This is a genomic window from Cytobacillus massiliigabonensis (assembly GCF_900199725.1).
GTDB classification, from domain to species: domain Bacteria; phylum Bacillota; class Bacilli; order Bacillales; family Cytobacillaceae; genus Cytobacillus; species Cytobacillus massiliigabonensis.
Window position 1 is genome coordinate 2,626,626 of the sequence record NZ_LT904904.1, and the last position, 26,643, is coordinate 2,653,268.

General features: G+C 38.2%; 26 protein-coding genes. 20 read left to right on the top strand and 6 right to left on the bottom strand.

Translation table 11 applies throughout. From position 1 onward, the window contains the following. Window positions 1-7: 7 nt before the first annotated feature. The 10 genes from C1726_RS24145 (at window position 8) to C1726_RS24190 (ending at window position 8,117) form a co-directional block, all read left to right on the top strand. Window positions 8-766: an ABC transporter ATP-binding protein gene (locus tag C1726_RS24145; protein ID WP_322091012.1), complete on the top strand. Its 759-nt coding sequence runs from the start codon at window positions 8-10 to the stop codon at window positions 764-766. After that, entirely contained in the window at window positions 753-1,520 is a 768-nt protein-coding gene (locus C1726_RS24150) for an ABC transporter permease (RefSeq protein ID WP_102275485.1), read from the top strand. Before C1726_RS24145 ends, C1726_RS24150 begins: the two co-directional genes overlap by 14 nt. Before the next feature lie 23 nt (window positions 1,521-1,543). Beyond that, window positions 1,544-2,539 (top strand): ABC transporter substrate-binding protein, encoded by a 996-nt coding sequence (locus C1726_RS24155; RefSeq protein WP_102275486.1) that lies wholly within the window; start codon window positions 1,544-1,546, stop codon window positions 2,537-2,539. A 24-nt stretch (window positions 2,540-2,563) separates the two neighbouring features. Continuing rightward, window positions 2,564-3,085, top strand: coding sequence for an energy coupling factor transporter S component ThiW (gene thiW, locus C1726_RS24160; RefSeq protein ID WP_102275487.1), 522 nt, complete (start codon window positions 2,564-2,566; stop codon window positions 3,083-3,085). Continuing rightward, complete coding sequence (gene thiD / locus C1726_RS24165) at window positions 3,054-3,860, top strand: bifunctional hydroxymethylpyrimidine kinase/phosphomethylpyrimidine kinase (protein WP_102275488.1); 807 nt, start codon at window positions 3,054-3,056, stop codon at window positions 3,858-3,860. Before thiW ends, thiD begins: the two co-directional genes overlap by 32 nt. 21 nt (window positions 3,861-3,881) lie before the next feature. Next, complete coding sequence (thiM, locus tag C1726_RS24170; RefSeq protein WP_102275489.1) at window positions 3,882-4,685, top strand: hydroxyethylthiazole kinase; 804 nt, start codon at window positions 3,882-3,884, stop codon at window positions 4,683-4,685. Further along, complete coding sequence (thiE, locus tag C1726_RS24175) at window positions 4,682-5,305, top strand: thiamine phosphate synthase (protein WP_102275490.1); 624 nt, start codon at window positions 4,682-4,684, stop codon at window positions 5,303-5,305. Before thiM ends, thiE begins: the two co-directional genes overlap by 4 nt. A 167-nt stretch (window positions 5,306-5,472) precedes the next feature. Then, window positions 5,473-6,351 carry a 2OG-Fe(II) oxygenase gene (locus tag C1726_RS24180; protein ID WP_102275491.1) on the top strand — a complete coding sequence of 293 codons (879 nt, stop codon included), beginning with the start codon at window positions 5,473-5,475 and terminating at the stop codon, window positions 6,349-6,351. Between the two features lie 108 nt (window positions 6,352-6,459). Next, window positions 6,460-7,731 carry a sensor histidine kinase gene (locus tag C1726_RS24185; protein WP_102275492.1) on the top strand — a complete coding sequence of 424 codons (1,272 nt, stop codon included), beginning with the start codon at window positions 6,460-6,462 and terminating at the stop codon, window positions 7,729-7,731. Between the two features lie 56 nt (window positions 7,732-7,787). Continuing rightward, entirely contained in the window at window positions 7,788-8,117 is a 330-nt protein-coding gene (locus tag C1726_RS24190) for a rhodanese-like domain-containing protein (protein WP_102275493.1), read from the top strand. 18 nt (window positions 8,118-8,135) lie between these two features. On the opposite strand, the gene C1726_RS24195 is transcribed toward C1726_RS24190, so the two are convergent. Further along, a complete protein-coding gene (locus tag C1726_RS24195) occupies window positions 8,136-8,597 on the bottom strand; it encodes a CBO0543 family protein (RefSeq protein ID WP_235822838.1) in 462 nt (153 codons plus the stop codon). Beyond that, a complete protein-coding gene (locus C1726_RS24200) occupies window positions 8,521-9,660 on the bottom strand; it encodes a DUF2515 domain-containing protein (protein ID WP_102275494.1) in 1,140 nt (379 codons plus the stop codon). The genes C1726_RS24195 and C1726_RS24200 overlap by 77 nt, the downstream gene beginning before the upstream one ends. Before the next feature lie 90 nt (window positions 9,661-9,750). On the opposite strand from C1726_RS24200, the gene shc reads away from it, so the two are divergent. From shc to C1726_RS24230, 6 genes are all read left to right on the top strand, one after another. After that, window positions 9,751-11,652, top strand: coding sequence for a squalene--hopene cyclase (gene shc, locus C1726_RS24205; RefSeq protein WP_407642065.1), 1,902 nt, complete (start codon window positions 9,751-9,753; stop codon window positions 11,650-11,652). 125 nt (window positions 11,653-11,777) lie between these two features. Beyond that, window positions 11,778-12,689, top strand: a complete 912-nt coding sequence (locus C1726_RS24210; RefSeq protein WP_102275495.1) for a hypothetical protein — start codon at window positions 11,778-11,780, stop codon at window positions 12,687-12,689. A 13-nt stretch (window positions 12,690-12,702) separates the two neighbouring features. Continuing rightward, a complete protein-coding gene (locus C1726_RS24215; RefSeq protein ID WP_102275496.1) occupies window positions 12,703-13,332 on the top strand; it encodes a DUF4129 domain-containing protein in 630 nt (209 codons plus the stop codon). 38 nt (window positions 13,333-13,370) lie between these two features. Next, window positions 13,371-14,510, top strand: a complete 1,140-nt coding sequence (locus C1726_RS24220; protein ID WP_102275497.1) for a DUF4350 domain-containing protein — start codon at window positions 13,371-13,373, stop codon at window positions 14,508-14,510. Next, window positions 14,507-15,436 carry an AAA family ATPase gene (locus tag C1726_RS24225; protein WP_102275498.1) on the top strand — a complete coding sequence of 310 codons (930 nt, stop codon included), beginning with the start codon at window positions 14,507-14,509 and terminating at the stop codon, window positions 15,434-15,436. The genes C1726_RS24220 and C1726_RS24225 overlap by 4 nt, the downstream gene beginning before the upstream one ends. Continuing rightward, window positions 15,387-16,745 (top strand): DUF58 domain-containing protein, encoded by a 1,359-nt coding sequence (locus C1726_RS24230; protein WP_102275499.1) that lies wholly within the window; start codon window positions 15,387-15,389, stop codon window positions 16,743-16,745. The genes C1726_RS24225 and C1726_RS24230 overlap by 50 nt, the downstream gene beginning before the upstream one ends. Here the strand turns inward: C1726_RS24230 and C1726_RS24235 are convergent. Then, window positions 16,723-17,703 (bottom strand): stage II sporulation protein M, encoded by a 981-nt coding sequence (locus tag C1726_RS24235; protein ID WP_102275500.1) that lies wholly within the window; start codon window positions 17,701-17,703, stop codon window positions 16,723-16,725. The two genes, C1726_RS24230 and C1726_RS24235, sit on opposite strands and share 23 nt — an antisense overlap. 127 nt (window positions 17,704-17,830) lie before the next feature. On the opposite strand from C1726_RS24235, the gene C1726_RS24240 reads away from it, so the two are divergent. Beyond that, a complete protein-coding gene (locus tag C1726_RS24240) occupies window positions 17,831-18,631 on the top strand; it encodes an RDD family protein (RefSeq protein WP_102275501.1) in 801 nt (266 codons plus the stop codon). A 1,796-nt stretch (window positions 18,632-20,427) separates the two neighbouring features. Here C1726_RS24240 and C1726_RS24245 read toward each other — a convergent pair. Together C1726_RS24245 and C1726_RS24250 are read right to left on the bottom strand one after the other, a co-directional pair. Next, window positions 20,428-21,552: a glycoside hydrolase family 18 protein gene (locus C1726_RS24245; protein WP_102275502.1), complete on the bottom strand. Its 1,125-nt coding sequence runs from the start codon at window positions 21,550-21,552 to the stop codon at window positions 20,428-20,430. A gap of 110 nt (window positions 21,553-21,662) precedes the next feature. Then, a complete protein-coding gene (locus C1726_RS24250; RefSeq protein ID WP_102275503.1) occupies window positions 21,663-22,433 on the bottom strand; it encodes a hypothetical protein in 771 nt (256 codons plus the stop codon). Between the two features lie 193 nt (window positions 22,434-22,626). Here C1726_RS24250 and C1726_RS24255 point away from each other — a divergent pair, with 193 nt between their 5' ends. Next, a complete protein-coding gene (locus C1726_RS24255; protein ID WP_102275504.1) occupies window positions 22,627-23,199 on the top strand; it encodes a TetR/AcrR family transcriptional regulator in 573 nt (190 codons plus the stop codon). A gap of 92 nt (window positions 23,200-23,291) precedes the next feature. Continuing rightward, window positions 23,292-24,227: an SDR family NAD(P)-dependent oxidoreductase gene (locus C1726_RS24260; RefSeq protein WP_102275505.1), complete on the top strand. Its 936-nt coding sequence runs from the start codon at window positions 23,292-23,294 to the stop codon at window positions 24,225-24,227. Window positions 24,228-24,494: 267 nt separating this feature from the next. Here C1726_RS24260 and C1726_RS24265 read toward each other — a convergent pair whose 3' ends face one another. After that, window positions 24,495-24,998 carry a DinB family protein gene (locus tag C1726_RS24265; RefSeq protein WP_102275506.1) on the bottom strand — a complete coding sequence of 168 codons (504 nt, stop codon included), beginning with the start codon at window positions 24,996-24,998 and terminating at the stop codon, window positions 24,495-24,497. 228 nt (window positions 24,999-25,226) lie between these two features. Here C1726_RS24265 and C1726_RS24270 point away from each other — a divergent pair, with 228 nt between their 5' ends. Beyond that, complete coding sequence (locus C1726_RS24270; RefSeq protein WP_102272155.1) at window positions 25,227-26,411, top strand: IS256 family transposase; 1,185 nt, start codon at window positions 25,227-25,229, stop codon at window positions 26,409-26,411. Window positions 26,412-26,643 lie beyond the last annotated feature (232 nt).

Here is a 26,643-nt window from a genome sequence, read left to right on the forward strand (position 1 = left end):
AAGGTAAGTGGGTGAAAATATGGCACTCGTGCTAAAAAATGTTTCCTATACATTTAAAAATAATGGAAAGCAACACAACAAAGTGATTGCAAAATTAAATATGCAAATCAATCAAGGTGAATTTGTTTCTCTCATTGGCAAAAGCGGAACAGGTAAAAGCACAATTCTAAAATTGGTTACTGGACTTCTTAAACAAGATGAAGGTGAAATATCTTTAAATGGGAAAAGACTTTCACTTGGGGACGTTGGCTATATGCCACAGCGGGATCTCCTGCTCCCATGGCGTTCAATCATAGACAATATTATGATTGCGGCAGAGTTTAAAAAGGATTTGCAAATTACTAAAGAAGAAGCGAGAAAATGGCTTAATCATGTTGGGCTGATTGAATATGAAAACGCACTTCCAAAACAATTGTCTGGAGGAATGCGGCAGCGTGCTGCTTTTCTTCGGGCTCTGCTGACAGGCAAAGACTTGCTGCTGCTAGATGAACCGTTTGGCGCTCTCGACGCACTTACCAAAAAAGAAATGCAATCCTGGCTATTATCTATTTGGCAGGAGCTAAACAAAACGATCCTATTTATAACCCACGATCTGGAGGAAGCATGTTTTCTTAGTGACCGAATCATCTTGCTGCACCCGAACAAAAAGGTAGAAGAAATCAATGTTAATCTGCCGCGTCCACGATATCCTGATCTGCTTCATTCAACAGAATTATGTGGATTGCGTCACAAACTGGAGAAAAAGATTGCGAATGAAACAGATTAAGAGATGGATTCAAACATATAGTCTATTTATTATTTTTGCAAGTGTACTATTAATCATTACTGAATGGCTCGTCAGAAAACAGATGATTCCATCATTTATAATACCTGCACCAACCAATGTGATTTCGATGATCCTGGAGAATTGGAGACCGCTAGTTTTGGAGCATTTAAGTGCAACCATGCTAGAATTTTTCATTGGTTTTTTGATTTCCGTTATCGGTGGAGTATTGCTTGCAGTTTGGATGTTTTTTTCTAAAACAGTTGAAAAAATGTTATATCCTGCCGTACTAATTTCACAAATGATGCCTATTATTGCCCTATCACCAATCTTTGTCCTTTGGTTTGGCTATACGATATGGAGCAAAGTAGCCGTAACAATTTTAATTTCATTTTTTCCAATTGTAGTTGGTACATATGATGGACTGAAGTCTGGGGACAAAGAATATATCGAACTGCTTCGATCAATGGGTGCCAACCGCTGGCATACATTTATTAAACTAAACATTCCAATGGCTTTGCCATCATTTTTCTCCGGGTTGAAGCTCGCGACTGTGTATGCACTTGTTGGAGCAACGATTGGCGAATGGCTTGGAGCAAGTGAAGGTTTAGGGTATTACAGCAGACGTATGTCTGGGAATTTAAATGCAGAAGGGGTCTTTGCGGCCATCACGATATTGACGATCGTTGGCATCCTTCTGTTCGCCATTATGTCGGCAATTGAAAAGAAAGCATTATATTGGAAAAATACAGAATAACTAACACAGGAGTTGGATTTTGGATGAAAAGAACTTGGTTTCTTTTGGTAATACTAGCAATGCTTCTAACAGCTTGTTCGGAGGAAAATACAACTAGCAAAGAAAAGGAGAAAGCAGAAGATATTAGCATTATGCTCGATTGGTATCCAAATGCTGTACATACGGCCATTTATGTCGCAAAGGAAAAAGGCTATTTTGCTGATGAGGGGCTAAACGTCAATATTGAAATGCCTGCAGATACGAATGATCCACTGAAGCTTGCCGCTACTGGCAAGGTAGATTTGGCAATCAGCTACCAAACCCAGCTTTTAGTTTCAAGAGCAGAGGGGATTCCAGTTGTATCAGTTGCTGCTCTTGTCAGACATTCTCTTGATGCCATCATGTTTAAAAAGGAAAGCGGCATACAATCACCTAAGGATCTAGAAGGAAAAAATATTGGTTACCCGTCAGCCTCTGTTAATGAAGCAGTCGTTTCTACGATGGTGAAAAAAGATGGGGGAGACATAAATAAAGTGAAAATGACCGATGTTGGATGGGATTTAATGTCCTCCCTTGCTACAGATCATGTGGATGCGCTAACCGGTGCCTATATTAATCACGAGCTTGTTCTGTTAAAAAAAGAAGGCTATGACATGGATATCCTCAAACTAACTGATTTCGGTGTTCCTGATAACTACGAGCTTGTTGTTGTTACTGGAGAAAAAACGTTAAAGAAGAAAAAAGCAGCCATCGAAAAGTTTTGGCAAGCAGTGACAAAAGCTCAGGAGGATGTTAAAAAGGACCCTGATGCAGCTCTGAAAGTGCTGCTAGATCATGAGAATGGTAGCTTTCCATTAGACAAAGATGTGGAAATTGAAAGTTTGCGAGTGCTATTGCCATTGATGGAAGAGTCAAACAAGCCATTTGGATACCAGGAGGAGAAAACTTGGAATGAAGTAGCTAGATGGCTATATGAATCAAAGGTAATCAAGGAGAAATTGGACGTAAAAGACGCATTTATAAATATCGTTTCAGAATAAATCTGCTCTAAAGGATGATTGTTAATGGATAAAACAAAGAAACTTACCTTAACTGCAGCTATTGCTGCCATTACAACTGTATCAAGCAGTCTCATCTATATTCCAGTTGGTTTCGCGAAGATTTTCCCGATACAGCATTTTGCAAACGTCTTATCAGCTGTTCTGCTTGGTCCATGGTATGCAGTCTTTCAAGCAGCTATTTCCTCAACATTAAGGAATATGCTCGGAACTGGCAGTATTTTTGCTTATCCCGGCAGTATGATTGGGGCATTTTTGGCAGCCATTCTTTATTCAAAAACAAGAAAGCTTACTTTTGCTGCATTAGGCGAAGTGATTGGAACAGGGATACTAGGAGCTATGGCCACCTATCCAATTTCAATCTTGTTAATAGGTCAGGAAGCAGCATTGTTTGGCTTTATTCCGGCTTTTATGATCAGTTCTTTTACTGGAGCGCTCATGGGCTATGGCTTGCTGAAAATATTAGTTAGAAATAAGGCAATTGGAGGAATGCTCGATGAAAACAGCACTTACAATCGCGGGCTCTGATTCTGGAGGCGGAGCCGGCATTCAGGCAGATTTAAAAGCTTTCTCGGCACATGGGGTTTACGGAATGTCGGTAATAACTGCTGTGACAGCCCAAAACACGCAAGAGGTTCGCTCCGTTCAAGATATTGAAATTTCTATAATAAAGGATCAAATAGAGGCTGTCTTTGATGATATTCGAGTGGATTCTGTAAAAATTGGCATGCTATCATCTGCTGAAACTGTGGATGCAGTTGCACAAACATTACAAAAATATCAACCTAGATTTGTAGTTCTTGATCCTGTCATGGTATCAAAAGGCGGGCATCATTTACTTCAGCTCGAGGCTGTTTCTGCGTTAAAAGAAAAAATGATTCCTTTGGCAACATTAATTACACCGAATATCCCTGAAGCAGAAGTACTTGTAATGGATAATATTCACTCAGCAGACGATATGATGGAAGCCTGTCTTTCCATTTATGCTCTAGGAGCCAAAGCTGTCCTATTAAAAGGCGGGCATCTAAACGGGGATCCGAACGACTTGTTATTTGATGGGGAAAATTTCACCTGGATTAAAGGAACACGCATTCATACAAAAAACACGCATGGAACAGGCTGTACATTGTCATCTGCCATTGCTGCAAATCTAGCAAAAGGAATTTCACTTATAGACTCTGTTCAAGAAGCAAAAAAATATATCACATTAGCCATTACACATAGTTTGAATCTAGGCAATGGGCACGGACCCACGAATCATTTCTACGAGCTTTATAAAAAAGCAGATTTAGTGACAAAGTAAACATGCAGGGGGATTTAGCTGATGCAAAAGCAAGAAATTATGAACTTATTCAACAATGTAAGAGGACAAAACCCGTTAGTGCACCATATTACAAATCAGGTAACAATTAATGATTGTGCCAATGCCACGCTTGCGATAGGCGGCTCGCCTGTCATGGCAACAAGCATAGAAGAGGTTGAAGATATGGTGAAGCTAGCTAATGCCCTAGTTATTAACTTTGGTACCATTGATGACGAAACTTATGCAGCGATGGTTCGAGCTGGGCAAGCAGCAAATAAAAAGGGGATACCAGTAGTATTTGATCCAGTTGGTGTAGGAGCGACCCCATTTCGAACAGATCGAGCAAAGGACTTTATAGAGCTTGTGAAAGTGTCGATTGTTAGAGGAAATGCATCTGAGGTATTTGCCTTAATTGGCGGAAAAGCTAGCACTAGGGGGGTTGATTCAGGAACGTTGTCCATTCCCTTAAAAGATTTAGCACATAATGCAGCAACCGAGCTGCAGGCAATTACAGTAATTAGCGGGAAAATCGATACTGTATCAAACGGAAAAGAGTTGGTCCAAATTGATAATGGGGATATCTGGTTGACTCGAATTACCGGAACAGGGTGTATGACAGCGTCCTTAATTGCATGCTTTGCAGGGGTTACCGAAGATTTGTTTTCGGCTGCGATTGCAGGGATGTCTGTCATGAGCTTAGCAGGAGAACGCGCTAAACAAGCACTCCATGACACAGAGGGAATCGGAACTTACAGAATGAAATTAATGGATGAAATCTTTCTTATGGATGAACATCTCTGGGCAGAAGGTGTGCGTTTATTATGAAGCCGAACTACACGCTGTATTTAGTTACAGAAGAATCAATGCCATTAGACCAGCTTTTGCTTACTGTTGAAGAAGCTGTAAAAGGTGGGGTCACCATTGTCCAGCTTCGAGAAAAAAAAGCTTCGGGAAAAATTTTTTTTGAAAAAGCAAAACGCTTGAAAGCTTTGCTGTCTTCCTATCATGTTCCCCTAATCATTAATGATCGTATAGATGTCGCATTAGCTGTTGGGGCTGATGGGGTTCATGTAGGACAAAGCGACCTTCCATTAGCTGCAGTTAGAAATATTGTTCCTTCTTCCATGATTGTTGGAATCTCCGTTTCAACAATTGAAGAAGCAAAAGAAGCAGAGGGAAATGGGGCGGATTATATTGGAGTAGGTGCAGTATTTCCGACTCATTCCAAAGACGACGCCGAGGTTTTACCTGATGGAATGCTTGAAGCGATTACAAATGCTGTTTCAATCCCTGCAGTTGCTATTGGCGGAATAAAACTTAATCATTTGCCTGCTCTTCGCGAAATAAATATTGCTGGAGTAGCGATCGTTTCCGGCATCATGAAGGCACATGACCCATACAATGCAGCAAGCTCTTTCCAGAAGGAAATGAGTAGCACTAAATAAGAGTTAATAAAAATCGGAAGGTCAACTAGTTTTCTAGTTGACCTGTTTTTTTTGCTAGCTTTTTATCTATACATGATGTAAGTAGTTTCAGAAAGACTTAAAAAGTTCTATAATAATAGGTAAAGGTCTAAATATAAAAACAATTTAAACTTTAAGGAGAATTTATTATGGAAAAGATTACCCGCATTTCAAATGAACTGAAGGACTGGATTCTGCAAACATTAAAAAGCGGTGTAAATCCTGAATCAATTGCAGCGGCTATGGTCAAAAAAGGATTTGATCAAGCCTTCGCTTATTCGACAATGATACGTATCCTAAATAATCAAACGCTAAAAACCTCTGATGGCAATCAAACACCATACATATATGAAGCTATAGATACTTTTAAAAAGGGAAATATGATATCAACAACTGACCGTGAAATGAAAGTGCTTTTGAAAATAGACAAGCCATTCATCACATATCTTGATAATGTGCTTAGCACAGAAGAATGTGACCAGTTAATACATTTGTCGACGAATCGTCTTCAGCCATCTGAAATCATCGATCCAATAACAGGAGAAAAAAAGTCTGTACCTGGCAGAACGAGCAAAGGAACCTATTATCATTTAAACGAAACAACTCTTATTTCTACTATCGAAAGACGAATAGCTGAAATTACGAGCCACCCACTTGAACACGGTGAAGGTCTTCAAGTATTGAATTATAACATTGGTGAGGAATATAAGGCTCACTTTGATTTCTTTCCTGCCAATCAGATTGACATGGAGAAGGGCGGCCAACGGATCGCAACTTTCTTAATCTATTTAAATGATGTAGAAGCCGGCGGGGAAACGATTTTCCCAAAGGCTGGCATATCAATCGTTCCAAAAAAGGGAGCAGCTGTTTTTTTCCAATATGGAAATAGCCATGGTCAAGTTGATCGTATGTCCTTGCATAGCAGTATTCCCGTTTTAAAAGGGGAAAAATGGGTGGCAACAAAATGGATCCGTCAAACAGATATTGGTCAGATAAACAAGAAATCTGAAGTGTTTATAACTAAATGAATCATATTTTTCAAATAAATAATTATTCGAATAAATCATAATCTTGCCAAAATATAGAATCTGAACGTAAAATAAGAGGAAAGTTGTATGACATAGGGAGTGTGCCCGATGGAAATGATGAACGGCTTGCTGATCAATCTTCTTTTTATTCTTATTTTCGTTTTACTGACAAATATGCTTCTATTGCATAAAAATAAATTTATACAATCTTCTGTATGGAACTATTATTTTGTTTTTATCGCTTGTAGTCAAATTGTTATCTCCCTGTTATTATCTGTATCGGTAGGACATGGATTTATTTACGATTTACGATTTGTCCCATTTCTTCTGGGAGGATTATATGGGGGGAAACGTGTAACAATTGGTTTAGGGCTTTTTCTGCTTGCCGTACGCTTTGTTCTCGGCGGAGACGGATTTTGGCTATCCTTATTTCTAATCCTTATTTCAACAATTGGAATTTTCGTCATATCACCGCTTTATTTGAAGAAATCGCTGTGGACTAAATTGAGTATCGTTTCTGCCTTTTCATTCGTGTATGCGGTAATAGCCTATTTAATGCCTGGCTTATTATATGGTTTCAATGATTTTATTGCGTTTATCATTTACGGAATCATTTTAGTTATATCGACTTTTTTTGTTACATATCTTTCAGAAATTCTCAGAACTACATTCGTGCTGCAACTAGAAGCAATGAAATTTGAAAAGATGGAAATCGTCAGCCATTTAGCAGCAAGCATCAGTCATGAAGTACGAAATCCGCTCACCGCAGTCATCGGCTTTCTGCAATTAATAGGTGAAAATGAGCAAACAAATGAGAAGAGTAAAACATATGCCATGTACGCTATAGAGGAAGCAAACCGAGCTTCAGGCATCATTAATGATTATTTAACCTTTGCGAAGCCGCATTTAACAGAGGAATGCCTGATGAACATTGATAATGCAATCTTAAAATGTAATGATATATTACGCCCGCTTACCTTGAAGCAAAATGTAGAAATTGAAACCTTCTTTCAGCATGCAAGTGCCATTAAAGGAGATCCCCACAAGTTCCATCAAGTATTGTTAAATATTTTTAAAAATAGCATCGAAGCCATGCCAGATGGTGGAATATTAACGATTCAAACGTACGAAAACCATAATCGGATCCATATTAAAATAACCGATACCGGTCATGGCATGAAGCCTGAACATATTGCAAGACTTGGGGAGCCCTATTTCTCATTAAAGGGGCAAAAAGGGACAGGCTTAGGCATGATGGTTGTTTACCGGATCGTAGAAAGCATGAAGGGAATCGTAACAGTAACGAGTGAAATCGATATTGGCACTTCCATAACATTAGCATTTCCAATTCACGATGCAAAAGATTCAATCCTTAGATAAGAGGATTTATTATATAATTAAGAGGTAAATACTTATGAAGAGGAGCAATTTTTTAAATGAAAATAATTACACCGGCTGAATTAGACAATAGGCAAAAAAAGAATGAAGAACTATTTGTTTTAGATGTTAGATCAGAAGAAAAATACGACCATTATCATATCAAAGAACAACATATACATAGTGTAAATATCGAAAAAACACATATTTTTGATGTAAATGATACGGAGTCAATTTCTAGTCTGCCAAAGGATAAAGAAATAATCATTACTTGTACGACAGGAAACTCAGCAAAAAAATGTGCGGAAATTTTAGCTGAAAAAGAATACAGCGTTACCTTGCTTGAAGGCGGAATTACTGCATGGAAAGAATATAAAGCTAAAAAGTAAGCGGTTAAGAATGACCGCTTACTTTTTAATATACGTAATGAACTTATAAAAAGAGAGGATCATTGTGAGGTAGATGACGTAACCAATAAATGAAAACCAATGTTTCCAAGAATGATGATGCACAAATAACCCTAGTGCTTCTGCTTGCTTTTCAAAAACAGCCATGATCAGGCTTAAAGCTAGAATAAAAATCGCTATTTTCCACTTATTTAACCTGCTGCATACAATGATGAAAAATACAGTCAGCAATGGAAGACCTATGAGAGTAAAAACTAGATGAATGGTGAAAATTTCGGGCAATGGTCTTTCCGGAAAAGAATAAAGTCCTCTGCCAATAAAATAAAGGTCTAAGTATGTTCCATATAATGATGAAAACAGGACGACTGGAAGGAAATTCATCCAGTTATTCATCGCGAAAAGAAATGGCTTTTTTCGTGATAACCGCAAGTTCGAGCCTTTCAAGTGTTTTGCAATAGTCATTTTCAATCTCTCCATTTATTATTTCTTCCATATGAGTTAAGTAGTAGATTACCTCCCAATCTTTATACCAATCTCCCAATTCTGCACTTTGATGGTTTTGGTTTTTCCAAGCAAATTCTAAACGTGGGCTATAAATTCGTGATGAGCCCTGGGTAATTTGACATGATTTTATCCTAGGTTTTAAAATGCGTCCAGGAACTCCTTCATCCACATCATGGAAGACATGAGGCCAGTAGTCCTTTCGCGAACCAGTATGCGGATGAGCATTCGCCCATTGCATTGTCAGTACAAACCGTTCAGAATTATTGAACAGTAAATTGTATAAGCGCTTGCCTAGTAAAATTCGCTCATGTAAACTTTCGAAATGACGTAATGTTTGTCCAGTTAGCTTGAGCTTTCCATTCCGTAAATAGGGGAAAAGTATATGATTCATAGATAGGAACTCCTGGAGCTTAAATTCTAATGTATTAAACACCTTCTTTTTAAATGAAGAGTTTTGCAAAACTCTTGCTTCTAAATAGCTTTGTTCATTAACGATTAAAGCCAATGTCAAAAGGTATACATCTTGTTCCTTCCAGAAGTCATCCCAAATAACCTCCATGAAAATTGAAACATTTAAATAGGGCAATAAGTGAAAAAGAGTCTTCCCTTTATTTAAGCTTTCTTCATAAAGCAAAAACTGTGGAAAAGCATCTTGAAAAATCAGCCAATTTCCACGCTCTAAAAATGAAAAATATGATTTCGCTTCTTTGCTTGTTAATAGCTTTGATAGAATCCCGCCCTTCAAGTCCGTCATATTCCACCCACCATTCCTGGACACCATATGACCTAAAAAAGCCCAGTGGATTTCTGGATGCCGATTGTAAAAGTCCAGATATGCTTTTGTTCTAGTTACATTATTTTCATTTAAACGATTCGTCTCCGTTCTAATCCTTTGTATTATATCTTTTTCACAATGTGATAGATTTTCAGTTTGTTTTATTTTTTTAGCCCTTTTCTTCAGCTCCTTCTTTATTTTTATCAGCCGTTCTGAAGGTTGGGGTTTATCTTGTTTCTTAAACATGCAACTGATGTCAATCACCCCCTAATGAATGGTTAGTATATTTGCTGAATATGTATTTGTATATATCCAATAGCAGGGAGAGGAAAATAAATGATGAAGAGCCGTATCAATGCAGGAATAAACCAGCTAATTGATAAGCTGCAGCAGGATCAATTAGCTAATGGTTCATGGAATTATCCGTTCGAAACAGGAATATCTACTGATTGTTATATGATCATTTTATTAAGGACATTAGAAATTCATGATGAAATCTTAATCAAACAGCTGACAGAGCGAATAGTAAGCAAACAGGAGAAGAACGGAGCTTGGAAGCTCTATTATGATGAAGGAAAAGGGAATATAACAGCCACCGCAGAGGCCTATTATGCACTTTTATATTCCGGATATTACAGCAAAGAGGATTTGGAGTTAGTAAAGGCAAGGCAGTTTATTTTAGCAAATGGCGGTTTAGACAATGTACATCTGCTTACAAAACTCATGCTTGCGATGACAGGTCAGCTGAAATGGCCAGCTAGATTCCCGTTGCCTATAGAACTAATATTGCTGCCGCCTGCATTCCCGATAAATTTTTATAGTTTTTCAGTGTTTGGCAGGGCAAATATGGCTCCACTTATGATTCTAGCTGATCGAAAATATCGTATTCGCACGAAAAACAGTCCAGATTTAACCGATTTATTCACTCGAAAGGATGATCACTATGGCAACGATTCTGTTTATTTTAATAACATGGAAGAATGGCGTTCTTTATATGCAACAATAGAGAAAGCAATCAAAAATCTAATCGGACTGCCAAGCTACATTCATAAACTAGCAACAGAGCAAACAAAACAGTATATGCTTGCACGTATCGAAGCGAATGGAACATTTCTTGGCTACTTTAGCTCTACCTTTTTAATGATTTTTGCCTTGCTGTCATTAGGTTATTCCAAAAAGGATCCAATCATAATAAAGGCAGTTAAGGGGATAAAATCAATGAAATGTGAAATTAACGGTCAGATTCATATCCAGTATACAACTGCCTCTGTATGGAATACTTCGTTAATAAGCTATGTCTTACAAGAGGCAGGGCTCTCCTCAAAGGAACAAATGGTAGATAGAGCCAACAACTACTTGCTTAGTCAGCAGCATTATAAATATGGCGATTGGATCATACATAATCCATCCGGCTTTCCCGGAGGCTGGGGATTTGCAGACAATAATACCCTTCATCCTGATGTGGATGATACAACTTCTTCCTTACGGGCAATTGCAAGAAGTGTGCAAAAAAAACCTAAATACCGCCAATCATGGGATAGGGGAGTTCTATGGGCATTATCTATGCAGAACGATGATGGAGGCTGGCCTGCATTTGAAAAAAATACGAACAGCAGCCTTGTAAAAATGCTTCCGATTGAAAAAGCAGAATTTCTTCTGTCAGATCCATCTTCAGCAGACTTAACAGGAAGAACACTGGAATTTCTATGCTTATATACGAATTTATCAAATAATCATCATTCAATTAAGAGCGGATTGAATTGGCTCCTTCATGATCAAGAAAAGGATGGCTCTTGGTATGGAAGGTGGGGCATTTGTTATATTTATGGAACATGGGCTGCGATCACCGGTCTTCGTTCAGCAGGTGTAAGAGAAACACATGCTTCCATTAAAGCAGCAACCGATTGGCTAATTTCAATTCAAAATACAGATGGCGGCTGGGGAGAATCGTGTAAAAGCGATAGTAGTCAAGCCTATGTTCCACTAAACGCAAGCACACTGACTCACACCGCTTGGGCGGTTGATGCTTTAATCGCAGTCTCTAATAAACCGACTAAAGCAATCATTGCTGGAATAAATTATTTATTGGATCACCTCCATCATAAGGACTGGACTACGGATTATCCTAAAGGACAGGGAATGGCAGGTGACTTTTATATTCACTACCACAGCTATCGTTTTATTTTCCCTTTACTTGCACTAGCCCATTATCAAAACAAATACGATACAGACAAATGACCCCTAAATTTTATAACTCAATGCCCTGCGTTTTCTATCAATTTACAAGTTTTTACACAATAAATGCCAGAAAAATGTTAAAATAGGCGATATGACAAAAAATTTAATTAGGAGGATTACAGCTATTGGATACGAAATTTAGTAAGCCAAAAACTTTTGGCGAAATATTAGATCATACATTCAGTTTAAGTAAAAATCGCTTTAAAGACTTTTTTATGATCTTACTTATATTAATGGGACCCATTTATTTACTGCAAGCAATCATTCAGCTGTTATCAGGGGTCAGCTTTTTCAGGGAACTAGGAAATGGGGAAATTTGGTTTGAACAAATTCTTTCGAGTTTTGATGAAACGGCCGTCCCGCTCGACAGTTCTATTGGAGCTGATATTGCATTAATATTGACTGGTTTATTTGGAATCGTATTGTTCCCAGTTGCTGAAGCAGCAGTTCTTTTCGCTATAAATCACATACGAAAAAATGAGGAATATACAGTTGGTTCTGTCATTAAAGAAGCATTTTCCCGTTTTTGGCCAATTTTAGGAAGCACAATTTTATTTGGTCTAATTATATTTGGATTAATCATTATACCTATTCTTATGATCAGCTTTACAGGTGTTTTCGGGGCAATCATCCACCCGGCAATCGGGATCATTTTTGCTATTGTATTATTTTTGGGTTTTGCTGTTGGGATTGGATATTTATTGACTCGCTGGAGTTTTTACTTTGGCTCTGTTGTTCTTGACCGGGAATCACCTGGCTTTACTCGAAGCTGGAGGCTTACGAAAAAGCGTACATGGCTGCTCATGGGGCTTTATATCATCTTTTATATCATTATAGCAACAATTAGCAGTGCGATTGAACTCACCTTTGGAATCTTCTTAGGAAATAGCGTTCTATTATCAATCATTGTCAATTTAGCAACCATTTTGACGACCATGCTATTAACTGTTGGATACGCCGTCATGTATCTGGATTTGAAAACAAGACATGATGCAGATGATATTAAAGATATGATTGAAGATTACAAGTCTTATTAAAAGGTGACGATTTATGTTAAAGGATAGCCAGGCAAGAGATGAGCTTGAAGAGATACTTCAGGCACGCGAATATCAGGCTTATTACGACGAATCACAGGGATTGATTTCCAGATGGTGGGAAAAGGCGAAGGAATGGTTTGCCAATCTGCTAGCAGATTTATTTCCTTCCTTTGCTCCTTCAAGTGCTGCAGCAGGACCTATCCTGATTGGAATCATTATTATCATGATAATAATCCTTGGCATCATTGCTTTTTTAATCATTCGAAATAGAAGAAGAAATCGGATGCTGCGGGTAAATAAGCCATTGCAATCAATGAGCGAAATAAATTGGTCTTTTCAAAGACATCTGTCAGAATCGCAAAAACTTGAAGCCAGCGGTGAATATACATTAGCTGCCCGCCATTTATTTTTAGCCTTACTGCTCTATTTTCATGAAAAAGAATGGCTTGTAGCCCGCATATGGAAGACCAATTGGGAGTACTATGATGAACTCCGCAAAGTAAATCATGAATGGGCTGAACAATTTTATCACCTTGCACGACTATTTGATGAAGTGACATACGGAAAACATGTTGTTCATAAAGAGGAGTTTTCACTGTTTCAATCCACAGCAATGAAATGGCTCGCGAACTCAATGGAATGAACCTGTGAAATAGGAGAAGAAAGGAGGTAGCTGCTAATTTGCACAAGACACTTGAAAAGAAACGAGCATGGTTATGGCTAAGTGTTCTTCTAATTCTATTTATACTCATTAGTTATTTCGCTTTTTCTAAACAGCCAAAGGACTATCCTAATTATGTGTCAGATTCACCATCACCAACTGGAATCAAAGCTTTTTATACATATTTAAAGGATAAAAAAGAAGTGAAAAGATGGTCGCATTCTCCTGAGAAGCTGCCAAAAAATGAAGATGGGCATTTGCTTCTAATGGTGGAGCCTTATTTTATTCCTGAAAAAGAAGAAATGGAAGCATATTTGGCGTTTATGGAAAAAGGGAATACAATTCTCTTGTTTCATACAAATCCGAAAGGGATGTTTGATATTGAAATTGAGCATTTAAGCTCAGATGAGTATTTGGGTGATGACTTACGTGTTATTGACAAAAATGGGTCAGGTTATCGTGCTGATTTGCATTCGCCAATTCGTCTTCAATCAAATGAGAAGGATGATGTCCTCCTGAAAGATGATGCAGGAGTACTTGCTTTAAAACGTTCTTTTGGCAAAGGCCAATTAATTGTCTCTAATTCACCTGAATGGATAATCAATGGAAGCATTTTAGATGCTGATCATCTTTCTCTCATCCTATCTTTAATGAATGAAGAAGAGAATACGAATCTCTTATTTGATGAATATATTCATGGAGCGCAAAACAGCTCAACATTTTTTACATTGTATCCAAAATGGTTTTTACTTTTGATGCTTCAAGGTGTGCTTATTGCCATTCTATGGCTATTGGCACGCGGAAAGCGATTTGGACCAATCTTTATCCCGAGGGAGGAAAGCGTTCGATTTAGTGATGAAGGCATTCGTGCTTTGTCTGCATGGTACATAAGAGGCCGCCGATACCATGAATCGTTATTGATCCAAGCTGATTATGTGAAGCTTTTGATTCAGGAACGATGGGGAATTCCGGTCAGCAAAGAATGGAAGGATCTTTCTGCTCCATTAGAACGAAAGTGGACAAACATACCTGCACAAGAGATTAAAACATTTTTAATTGAGCTTATCACAATCCTGCAAAAAGAAAATATAAACAAGCAAGAATACTTGCTATGGTCAAAAAAGCTTGACCGTTTAAGGAAAGAGGTGGAGGAATCTTGAATACAGAAATTACATCTTTATTGGAAAAATATGAGGACCGAATTTTAGGTCAGAATACAAATCTTAGACTCCTTTTATCTGCTATTTTAGCAGGGGGGCATGTCCTTTTAGAAGGCGTGCCTGGCACAGGGAAAACACAAATGGTCAGAACACTAGCTGCTCTTCTCGGAGGAGACTTTAGCAGAATTCAGTTCACCCCTGACTTGCTTCCAAGTGATATTACTGGAAGCACCATTTATAATATGAAAGATAACACGTTTCAAACGATTAAAGGACCAGTTTTTACGAATATCCTTTTAGCTGATGAAATCAATCGTACACCAGCGAAGACACAAGCTGCACTTCTTGAAGCGATGGAAGAAAAACAAGTAACGATTCAAGGGGAAACGTATCAATTACCCGATGTATTTTTTGTTGTGGCCACGCAGAATCCAATCGAATTTGAAGGTACCTATCCGCTGCCTGAAGCTCAGCAGGATCGTTTTCTATTTAAGCTCCACATTGAATTTCCAACTTTTGATGAGGAGAAAAAAGTATTAAAACAAGTAATTGAAAATAAATTTGAAAAACAAGCTTTGTCATCCATTCTCGATATGGACACATTTTTTACAATCAAAAAAGAGATTGAAAGTGTGACTATGGAGGAGTCAGTGATTGATTATATCATGCAGTTGGTAAGAAGAACTAGGGAAACTGAATCGATTCGTTTCGGTGCGAGTACGAGAGCGGGCATTTCAATAGGGAAGGCTGCTAAAGCCTGGGCGTACCTCTCAGGTCGTGATTATGTGACACCAGATGATGTAAAAATGGTTGCCAAACCGGCTTTAAGACATCGCATTCAACTTTCCCCGCATGTGGAATTGGAGGGATTGACTGTTGACCAAATCATTGAAGAGCTTGTGGGCTCGATTCCTGTTCCAAGGTAGAGGGATTTTACCAGCCAAACGATTATTATGGCTTTTTTCCCTTCTATCTATTGCTTTAATCGTTGTATCCATCTGGGACATTCCTTGGCCATTTTTACTGACCGTCAATATACTTGTATTAATTGCAAGTCTATTCGATTTATTGTTTTCGCCGAAAAAAAAGGAGCTTTCTTTTAAAAGAATATCTCCTGCAGAAATGGAAAGAGGCATTACTTATCAAGTACAAATTGAAATAACAAATGATTCGCCATTTGCATTATCCTTCCGTTTGATTGATGGAGTGCCACAATCCTTTATTCAGAAATTTCCATTATGCGGAAATGTGTCTAATCACTCAAAAGCTCTAGTTTCATATGAAGTGATTGCTCCTGTAAGAGGCGAGTATGAAATCGATAAAATCTATTTTCGCTATTCAAGTCCTTTAGGTTTCTGGGAAAAACAGCTAACAATTGAACAAACTCATGCTGTTAAAGTAATTCCTGATTTAACAGAAACAAAGCAATACTTGGAAAATGCGCAAAAATTTTTACTGTATGAAGGCGTAAAAATTCGAAAGCAGCAAAGTGGCGTTGGTGAGTTTGCTAAAATACGATCATATGTTGTAGGGGATGACCCAAGGAATATCAACTGGAGACAGACAGCAAAGCTGCGGGAAGTCATGACAAATGAATATGAACCTGAACATGGAAAATACATGACAATCTTAATTGATTGCGGAAGAATGATGGGAGCTGAACTGAAAAAAGGCAACCGTTTAGAAAAATCATTAGAGGCTGCCATCACAGTAGCAGCCGCTGCACTCCAAAAAGGGGATTATGTGTCAGTTCTGGCTTTTTCAAAGGATGTTAAAGTCTTCATTCCCGCAGCAAAAGGGATGGCACACTTGCAGACCATTCTCCAAGCGATATATAACATTGAAGTGGATGCATCTGAATCCAATTATGCAGCCATTTTGCATTACTTAGAAACGATGCAGAAGAAGCGAAGTCTCATTCTATTATTCAGTGATGTTCGTACATTCCTGCACGAGGAAAGTGCTTTAATATACTTAAAAAGAATTAGACAGCGGCATTTGTTTCTTATGATTGGGATTGAAGATATGACCCTCCAAAAAAGAATACAAATGCCCCCAGAAAATGCACAAATCGCCATGATAAAAAGTATTGCTCAGCAGCAAATGCTATTAAAGAAGAAAGAAAAGATCAAATGGGAAAAACAAGGCCTCCAAATGATAGAGGCCAGAGAAGAAAGATTAGCCACCGCAGCAGTATCTTCCTATATTAATATTATGAATCGAAATCTGTTATAGGTCGTTTTTTCAAAAGTAAAAGCTTCCCAATCAACACATAAAGGACTAACCCAATAACGGTGATAAATGCAACGAAATACTTAGCTTCCAGCGAAATGTCTGCTGGAGTAATAAAGCCTTCTATGATTCCAGCAATGACAAAGAGCGGGATTGTTCCGAGTAAAAGCTGGACTGATCTTTTTGCTTGCTGTTTTAATTGGTACCCTCTTGAAAATTTGCCAGGGACAAAGAGCTTATAGCCCATTAAAAGACCCGCACCACCTGCAATAAAAATGGCTGTAAGTTCTATCATCCCATGAGGAACGATATAGGCCCAAAAATCATACGATTTTCCATAATGCCAAAAGAGGGCAGCTAGTGCACCTACAAGGATGCCATTATAAATTAATAAATAAACGGTTAAGAGACCAAAGGTTACGCCACCAGCAAAAGCTAAAATCGCCACTTGAATATTATTTGTCATAATGCTTGCAGACATGAAGGATGAATCTACTTCGCCATCACTTGAGCCTAGTGCGTTGGGATCTACTCCCTGAGCTATCTCTGGCGGCAGGATGCTATACATATGCAATGGATCATTGACAACAGAAATAAAGCTTCCTGCAGCACCGAGTGTAAATAAAATCATCGCCGCAATGACAAACTTCCATTGCTCTACTAATAAACCAATAAATTTCGTGCTAAAAAAATAACGAATTTGCTTTAAGCTTGATACTTGGTCTTTATATAATAGATTATGTGATTTCGAAACTAGACTATTTAAATAGGGTGTAACTTCTTCTGCTGGAAAATATGTCTGGCTGTATGACAGGTTTTGTGCTGCTTTTTGATAAAGACGATGAAACTGATCGATATCTGCACCAGCAATCCGATTTTTCCTTTTATGGAGGATGGTCACGAGCTGTTCGAGCTGTTTCCATTCTTCCCGGTGCTGCTTAACAAATTGTTTTACATTCATATTTACACCTTCTTTAGGTTTGACTTTTAATAATGGAAATATGTTTCTTTTCTCCTTATTATAGTAATTTTGTAGAAAAATAGAAACCGCTTTAGCGAAATTCAACAACAGAAGAGAGGGAAACTGAATGAATCAAGAGAATGTGGGGATTAAAACACCTGAATATGTCTCCCTTCAATTTCAGCTTGCAGGTCTAGGCAGTCGAACGGCTGCATTTATAATCGACCAATTGATTTTAATGGCTGTAAATATTTTAATAATCGTTGCTTTTTTCTTATTTATGTATGGAACAGCAGATATTATGCTATTGGAGATGAGTTCACTTCCTTTAGCCATTATGATTATTCTCATATTTTTGATCAACTGGGGCTATTTTTTTGTCTTCGAATTTTTTTCAGGTGGCAAAACAATTGGAAAAAAAGTGATTGGCATTCGCGTAATACAGGATAATGGGCACAGTTTAACCCTTCTTTCTAGTTTTATTCGGAATCTGCTCCGAATCATAGACTCTTTGCCTGCCAATTATTTTCTTGGGCTAATTATGATCTTTTTCCATTCAAAACATAAGCGGATTGGCGATCTAGTCGCAGGGACAATCGTTGTGCACGAGCGAAAAGTAAAGAAGAAAAAGAAGCTGACTGCGATTGAACGGGAAATTGAAAAAAGAGGCATTACAAAAGAAGATCTTCTTATTGAAGAATGGATCTTGAAAACATTAACTTCAAAGGAATGGAATCTAGTTAAAACATATTGCAGCCGGTTTCCTCAATTGCCGTTAGAAGAAAGGAATGAACTTACATTACAAGTGGCTGAAATTCTCTTTAAAAAAGCTGGTATCCCGCTAGAAGGAAAAAGCGGCCGTGAAATTGAAGATACATTACTTATCCTTTACTTGATTTTGAAGGACGAATGGGAATTTGAGTTGTAGAATGGGGTAATGAATGGATTGCTGCTAATCGTAATGAAAAAAGGGAACGAAACCGTTATGAGTTTCGTTCCTTTTTTAGACTTTGGACAAGTTTAGCAATTTCATAGATATCTAAGTCCGAACATGCGCTGCCTTCGGACAAGTTTAGCAAAATAAAGCACATTCGAGTCCGAACATGGTCAGCCTTCGGACAAGTTTGACCAAATAAAGTACATTCGAGTCCGAACATGGTCTGTCTTTGGACAAATTTAGCAAACTTAAGCACATTCGAGTCCGAACTTGCTCTGTCTTCGGACAAGTCTAGCAAACTTAAGTACAATCGAGTCCGAACATGGTCAGCCTACGGACAAGTTTAGCAAAATAAAGCACAATCGAGTCCGAACATGCGCTGCCTTCGGACAAGTTTAGCAAACTTAAGCACAATCGAGTCCGAACATGGTCTGTCTTCGGACAAGTTTGACCAAATAAAGCACAATCGAGTCCGAACTTGGTCAGCCTTCGGACAAGTTTAGCAAAATAAAACACAATCGAGTCCGAACTTGCGCTGCCTTCGGACAAGTTTAGCAAAATAAAGCACAATCGAGTCCGAACATGGTCAGCCTACGGACAAGTTTAGCAAAATAAAGCAAATTCGAGTCCGAACTTGCTCTGTCTTCGGACAAGTTTGACCAAATAAAGCACAATCGAGTCCGAACATGCGCTGCCTTCGGACAAGTTTAGCAAACTTAAGCTCAATCAAGTCCGAACATGCGCTGCCTTCGGACAAGTTTAGCAAAATAAAACACAATCGAGTCCGAACATGGTCAGCCTTCGGACAAGTTTAGCAAACTTAAGCACATTCGAGTCCGAACTTGCTCTGTCTTCGGACAAGTTTGACCAAATAAAGCACAATCGAGTCCGAACATGGTCAGCCTTCGGACAAGTTTAGCAAAATAAAACACAATCGAGTCCGAACATGGTCTGTCTTCGGACAAGTTTGACAAACTAAAGCACATTCGAGTCCGAACTTGCTCTGTCTTCGGACAAGTTTAGCAAACTTAAGCACATTCGAGTCCGAACATGGTCTGTCTTTGGACAAATTTAGCAAAATAAAGCACATTCGAGTCCGAACATGCTCTGTCTTCGGACAAGTCTAGCAAACTTAAGTACAATCGAGTCCGAACATGGTTAGCCTACGAACAAGTTTAGCAAACTTAAGTACAATCGAGTCCGAACTTGCGCTGCCTTCGGACAAGTTTAGCAAACTTAAGCACAATCGAGTCCGAACTTGCTCTGTCTTCGGACAAGTTTGACAAACTAAAGCACAATCGAGTCCGAACTTGCTCAGCCTACGGACAAGTTTAGCAAAATAAAACACAATCGAGTCCGAACATGGTCTGTCTTCGGACAAGTTTGACAAACTAAAGCACAAGCGAGTCCGAACATGTGCTGCCTTCGGACAAGTTTAGCAAACTTAAGCTCAATCAAGTCCGAACATGCGCTGCCTTCGGACAAGTTTAGCAAAATAAAGCACAATCGAGTCCGAACATGGTCTGCCTTCGGACAAGTTTAGCAAACTTAAGCACTATCGAGTCCGAACATGGTCTGTCTTCGGACAAGTTTAGCAAAATAAAACACAATCGAGTCCGAACATGGTCTGTCTTCGGACAAGTTTAGCAAAATAAAGCACAATCGAGTCCGAACATGGTCAGCCTTAGGTCAAGTTTAGCAAAGTTATAGATGCCCGAGTTCGAACTTTTTTCACAGCCTATATATTTTACAAAAGAAACCTATCATAAAAAGTCCTGTTACTTCTGCTAATCACCTGATTCCTTCATTTCCTCAGAGATCGCTGCAGTTAAACTATGCGTGCCCTTGGCATCAAGTCCAATTTCCCACATCATCATTCCGCCAAAGCCATGATCAAGTGCGAGTTTGGTTTTCCTTTGAATCGTTTCTTCTCCATTATAATGGTAGATAGTTCCATTTAAGTTAACAGAATCTCTGCCTGCATTATCTGGATTTTTCTTAATAAGAGCCTCATAGGAAACTTGTTTACTATTTGGGTCCTCTGGCTGTGCATAAAAAGGGACTCCGAGAACAAGCTTTTCTTTTGATAGATTATGTGTATCAAAAAGAGCAGTCCAATAATTTACGATATCCTCTGTAAATGGATAGGGGGATAAATTGGCTGCATTATATCCGCCATCCCATTGGCCGTCATACGCCATAATGTTTACATGATCAACATACTGAAACATAGATGGCTCATAAACGACAAAGCCAAGCTCAGTTCCAGTTACACTATGAATCTTCGAATGGACCGCAATGGAAAGCTCCTTTCCTTGAGGGTGAAGCTTAGAACTTAATTCTTTGGTAAAAGCATGGAGGTACTCAGCATCTTCCTTTGATCGCGGATGTTCAAAATCGATATCAATCCCATCTAAATTCTCAGCTGCTGCCAGATTCACCAGTTCATTAACGAGCTTAGTCCGTGTATCATGGCTCGCAATCGCTGCTTTAAAATAATCGTATGACTCCCCGCCATTTATATGGAACCAGCCCCCGATGGCGAGTATTGCCTTTGTTTTATTTTGGTGTGCTTTTGTAACCATTGCACGTAAATTAGAAAGAGCGCTATCACCGTTAAATAACAGCCTTCCATCTTTAGTCGGATGGGCAAATGAAAAGATCACATGAGTTAATTGACTGTATTTCACTTCAGACGGATCACGAAAATCTTGAACATAGCCAATCAGCAGCTTTGATGCTTCTTGCTCGGGTTTTGGTGTTTCCTTAGATTCCACTTTTTTCGAGGATGAGGGGTTTTGACCGATTGCTTTAAGATCTGATGAGCTGTTTTTCTTAGAATATAAAGAGCCAGCCAGAAATCCTCCTGAAAAAATTAGGATGATTGCAACCAGCAGATATAATTTTTTCATCCTTTCATCCCTCCTCAAATTCCTTCAACCATAAAAGTGTAACAAAAAAGGGAAGGGGGAAGGGGTGGTAATATTAAGTAAAAAAGCTAAGAGAACGTGACCACGTTCCCTTAGCTTTTTTTCAACTTGGAAGGGTTATTGACCTTATATAGAACGGAATCTGATACAATAAATTCTTCTTCCACATCTTTGCCATTAGGCAATTTCTTTTTCACTATTTTTCCATCGAATTCAAGTTTTTCACCAGGCGCAAGTTCAAATTTCTTCAATGTTTTAGAGTGGGCACACCAGGCAAGTCCAATTTCAATTGGATTTTCCTGCTCGATCACAACTTTTTCGAGAACGACGACTTCATCATTTTCTTCATTGAAATGATTCCAGCTTAATGCAAACTGTTTAACCGTCGCTGTAAAATGCACCTTTTCTTCTGGCAATTCAATTTTAGTTTGTTTTTCTTTCTTCGGCGGTGCCTCTTTTTTTACATCCTTTGGTTTTGCGGCATTAGCCTGCTCGCTTTTCTTGGGAGGTGCTGGAGATGGTTCAGCACCGTCAGAAAATGACACCTTCCCAAAGCTTGATGCCTGCATTTCCTTTAAATAAGCAGGATGAATGCAGCTTAGGTTTCCATCTTGAAATTCAATAATGATCGTATTAAATTCATCAGATTGCCCATATCTCTCATATCCTTTAATGGTAACCAAGCGCTGATGATCTCTTTCCTTGTACCAGAATTCCTTTTTCACTTCTTTTGTTGTTGATAACCCCCATTCCCGAACCTTTTCAGCATAGTGGGATTCATCAGTAAATTGTTCAAATTCTCCCTTAGGCGGAAGATATGTAGTCCGGTTTGCATCTTCAATATGCGGTAATGTAATCGCCATCCTGACACATCCTTTCATGGTTATTGTACCATTTTAGGTATTAATAGAAGAAATATCTACCCCTATAGGCTCAAATAGGGTATAAAATAAACAGTATGCTTGCCTTAAAACAAGATAAAGAAAGGTACTTTTATCTCGAACAAAAAAGTGTTATACTTGTTATTAACCAATGGTCAATAAAGGAGTTGAAATGATGTCTCCTCGAAAATCTACTTCTCAAGAACTGACTAGAGAGATCATCTTACAAAAAGCACGAACTCAGTTTGTCAAACAAGGTTTTCAGCACGTTTCCATGCGAAGCATAGCCAAACAGCTAGACTGCAGTCATGGTGCTATTTATTACCACTTTAAAAATAAAGCAGAACTGTTTTATGCAATTGTAGAAGATGACTTTTCTAAGCTAAACAACTTGCTGGATGAATCAGTACATGGCCCTGAAGATAACTCAACAAAACTCTTTAACGTATTTATTCGCTTTATTGAGTTTGGCTTAAACCACCAAAGCCAGTATGAAATCATGTTTATGGTAAGAAATACGGAGGTAGATAGTTTATCTCAAGCAGCTGCCAACCTTAGTTATCAAAAGTTTGCTCAAACAGTCCAATCCTTGTCCGCGAAAAAAAATGAAATTATAGATATATGGTCTGCATTTATATCACTTCATGGTTTTGTTTCTCATTATCGTGGATTTGTTAATAATTTTGACGAAGCGAAGCTGGCAGCCAAGTCACATGTAAATTTTATATTAAGAGGATTAAATGGATAGTACTGCTCTAAATCATATTCTGATTTAGAGTTTGTATTAATTTTTTTCACATTATTTGACCAGTGGTTAATAATAAGGAGAGGAAGTTATTAATGAAGAAAGCATTAGTATTAGGTGCGTCTGGTGGAATAGGCTATGCATTAGTTCGTGAATTGAATAATCGGGGTGTGGATGTGGTTGCTTTTGCTAGAGGAAAAGAAAAATTACATGCTCTATACCAGCATGATACAAAGGTAACTATTATTTCTGGGGATGCATTAGTGGAAAGAGAAGTAATCGAGGCAGCGAATGGTGTGGATGTAATCTTTCATGCAGTGAGCTTTCCATATCAAGATTGGGATGAAAAGCATCCATTATGCATGGATATTTTGATTCGGGCTGCAAATATACAACAAGCAAAAATTGCATTAGTGGATAATATTTATGCTTATGGAAGGCATTCCAAATTAGAAGTGAGTGAAGAGGCTAGGAAAGAACCTCATACAAAAAAAGGAAAAATCAGGCTTGCAATGGAACAAACATTGGAAAAAAGTAATGTTCCTTATTTAATTGTCCATATGCCAGATTTGTACGGACCTAACGCAAAAAATACGATCCTGCATGAAACTATCAAAAATGTGGTTCAAAACAAATCTGCAAATTATGTTGGTGATCTTAAGGTAGCTAGAGAGTTTATTTTTACATTTGACGGTGCAAAGGCGATGGTGGAGCTAGCTTCTAGAAAAGATACCTACAATCAAAGCTGGAATATCCCATCCGCACATCCGATAACGGGTGAAGAAATTATTGAGATTTTACGTAATGAAACCGGATATAAAAAGTCGATCAGAATCGTTTCAAAAAAAATGATTTTCCTCCTAGGATTATTTCAGCCATTTATGAGAGAGATGGTAGAGATGATGTACTTAACAGAAGATCCCGTTATATTGTGCGGTAAGAAATATGAATCAAAAATAGGACCCATACCGCGGACAACATATAGAGAAGGAATAAAGGAAACAATAAATTGGATGATTGAGAAGGAATAGGGATTATTTCTATCAAGTAGAAGGAGTTTTATTGTTTTTATATTAAAAAATCGGGTGAATTTCTAGTACAAGGAATTTTGCCCTTTTTATTTTCCATATAATACACTTATATAGCACTTGATGCACAGAATCGGTTAAAGATAAAGGGATATAAAAAATATTCTTTCCATATCCCTTTGAAGTATTTCTATAATCCAAACAAATTTCTATAGCTGTTTTTTCAATGATACATAACATTAATATTGTGACAAGTTCGATTCATTGGATTTAATTCGCAGGAGCTTCCATTCCAGCCTCTGCCCATTCTTCCCTGGAAGGACCATACATCCCAGGTACTCTAAGTCCTGCTAGACGCATTAAAACGGTTAATTGCCCTCTGTGATGAATTTGGTGTGAGTTCAGAACAGATAATGTAAGACTTTTTGGCCATTTTTCTCCATACATATCGTCCATTTCATTTAAAGATTGATCTGTCCATTGTTTTTTCATTGCTGCAATCATATTTTCACTTGCCATTAAGTAGCTGTCTGCCATTTCTTTAGCAGTAGCTGGAACTGCTGCCTCATGCTCTGCTGCAGCAAATTCAAGTCCAGTCCGGGAAAGCATCTCATGAATGGATGTAACGAGATGCCAAGCAAGACTGCCTAGTGTGCGATACTCAGGGGTAGCTTTCAATGATAATGATTCATCTGTTAGTTGATCCAAAGCCTTTTTTGTCAAATTTGACTCATGGTTCCATTCATTCATAAATTCTTCAATCGTATGGTACATTGCTTACTCCTCCTTAAATTGAATACTTTTCCTTATTCTTCTTTTACCTTTTAAATCCTTCTTATTCAAGTGATATTTACATTTTTCACATAAAAAAAGCATTTGTTATAATAGAATGGAAAGATTCCTGGATTAAGCCCATATAATTGTGTAAAAAGAAAAGGAGTCAAAATAATTCCTCTTGTCTACAATGTTAACAGCGACGAAAACAATGAGGAGGAACTTATTTTGACTCAAATTCAGTTTAACCTAAATATTGAAGATTTAAAAGACGCCGTTATGAATTCTGATTTAGGCGCCGTTATGAAAGCCTCTGTAGTTCTAGTGTTAAATACAGTGATGGAAAAAGAACGTGATGATTATTTACAAGCTGGAGCTTACGAACGTACTCCTGACCGGCAGGACTCTCGGAATGGTTATTATGAACGTGGTCTACTTTTGAATATTGGTAAAATAACCTTAAAGGTACCTCGTACACGTAATGGGGAATTTTCACCATCCGTTTTTGAAAGATATTCCCGGTGTGACCAAGCTTTTGTCCTTTCCATGCTTGAGATGGTTGTGAATGGGGTATCTACTCGGAAGGTCAAAAATATTATTCAACAATTATGTGGAGTGAGCGTTTCAAAGTCTTTTGTTTCTTCACTAACAGAAAAGTTAGATCCCATTGTTAACACGTGGACAAATAGGCCCCTAAATACAATGTATTATCCCTACATGTTTGCAGATGCCATGTATATTAAAGTAAGGGAACATAACCGTGTTGTATCTAAGGCAGTTTATATTGCAACCGCCATTAATGAACAAAATGGTCGAGAAATCCTGGGTTTAAAAGTAGATCACGCTGAGAGCTATGAGGCTTGGCAAAGATTTTTTCAGTACTTACAATCTCGTGGTCTTCAATCACCTAAACTAATCATATCTGACGCACATAAGGGCTTAAAAAAGGCTATTACCGAAGAATTTGTGGGGACTACTTGGCAACGCTGCTCCGTGCATTTTAAACGTAATATCTTTAATCATTTGCCAAAAAAAGACATGGATGACGTAAAAATTGGCTTAAAGAGAATATTTGACGCTGTAACAATTGAGGATGCTAGAGAATTTAAAGAGGAATTTGTGAAGCATTTTGCAGAAAATCCAAAACTAGATAAGGCAATATCGACGTTAGAAGATGGCTTCGAAGATGCCATTCAATACTTAAACGAACCTTCGAAATATCACCTTTATATTCACTGTACAAATTCATTGGAACGATTAAATCAAGAGGTTAGGAGAAGGGAACAAGTTATAAGGATTTTTCCCAATACACAGTCAGCGTTTAGATTAATAGGGGCACTTTTAATGGATATTGCAGAACAACAAGCAAACAAAAAAATAAAGGTAGGGAATACTCCATACCAAAGAAATTAGATGATAAGTTGTTTTAGGTATGTTGGACGGCCTATTTTCGAATTGACATTGAGCCTCCGCGGGCATGATGTAAAGCCAGGAAGCCAGGAGTTTAACAACCCCTGGCTTGCCCTCCAGGCTATCATGCCCGCCCCTCAATGTAAATTCGAAATAGTGTAGTCCACTTATTATAGTTTTGATTATGTCGAAGTTTATTGTTGACACTTTTTACACAAAATTCAGGACTTGACTG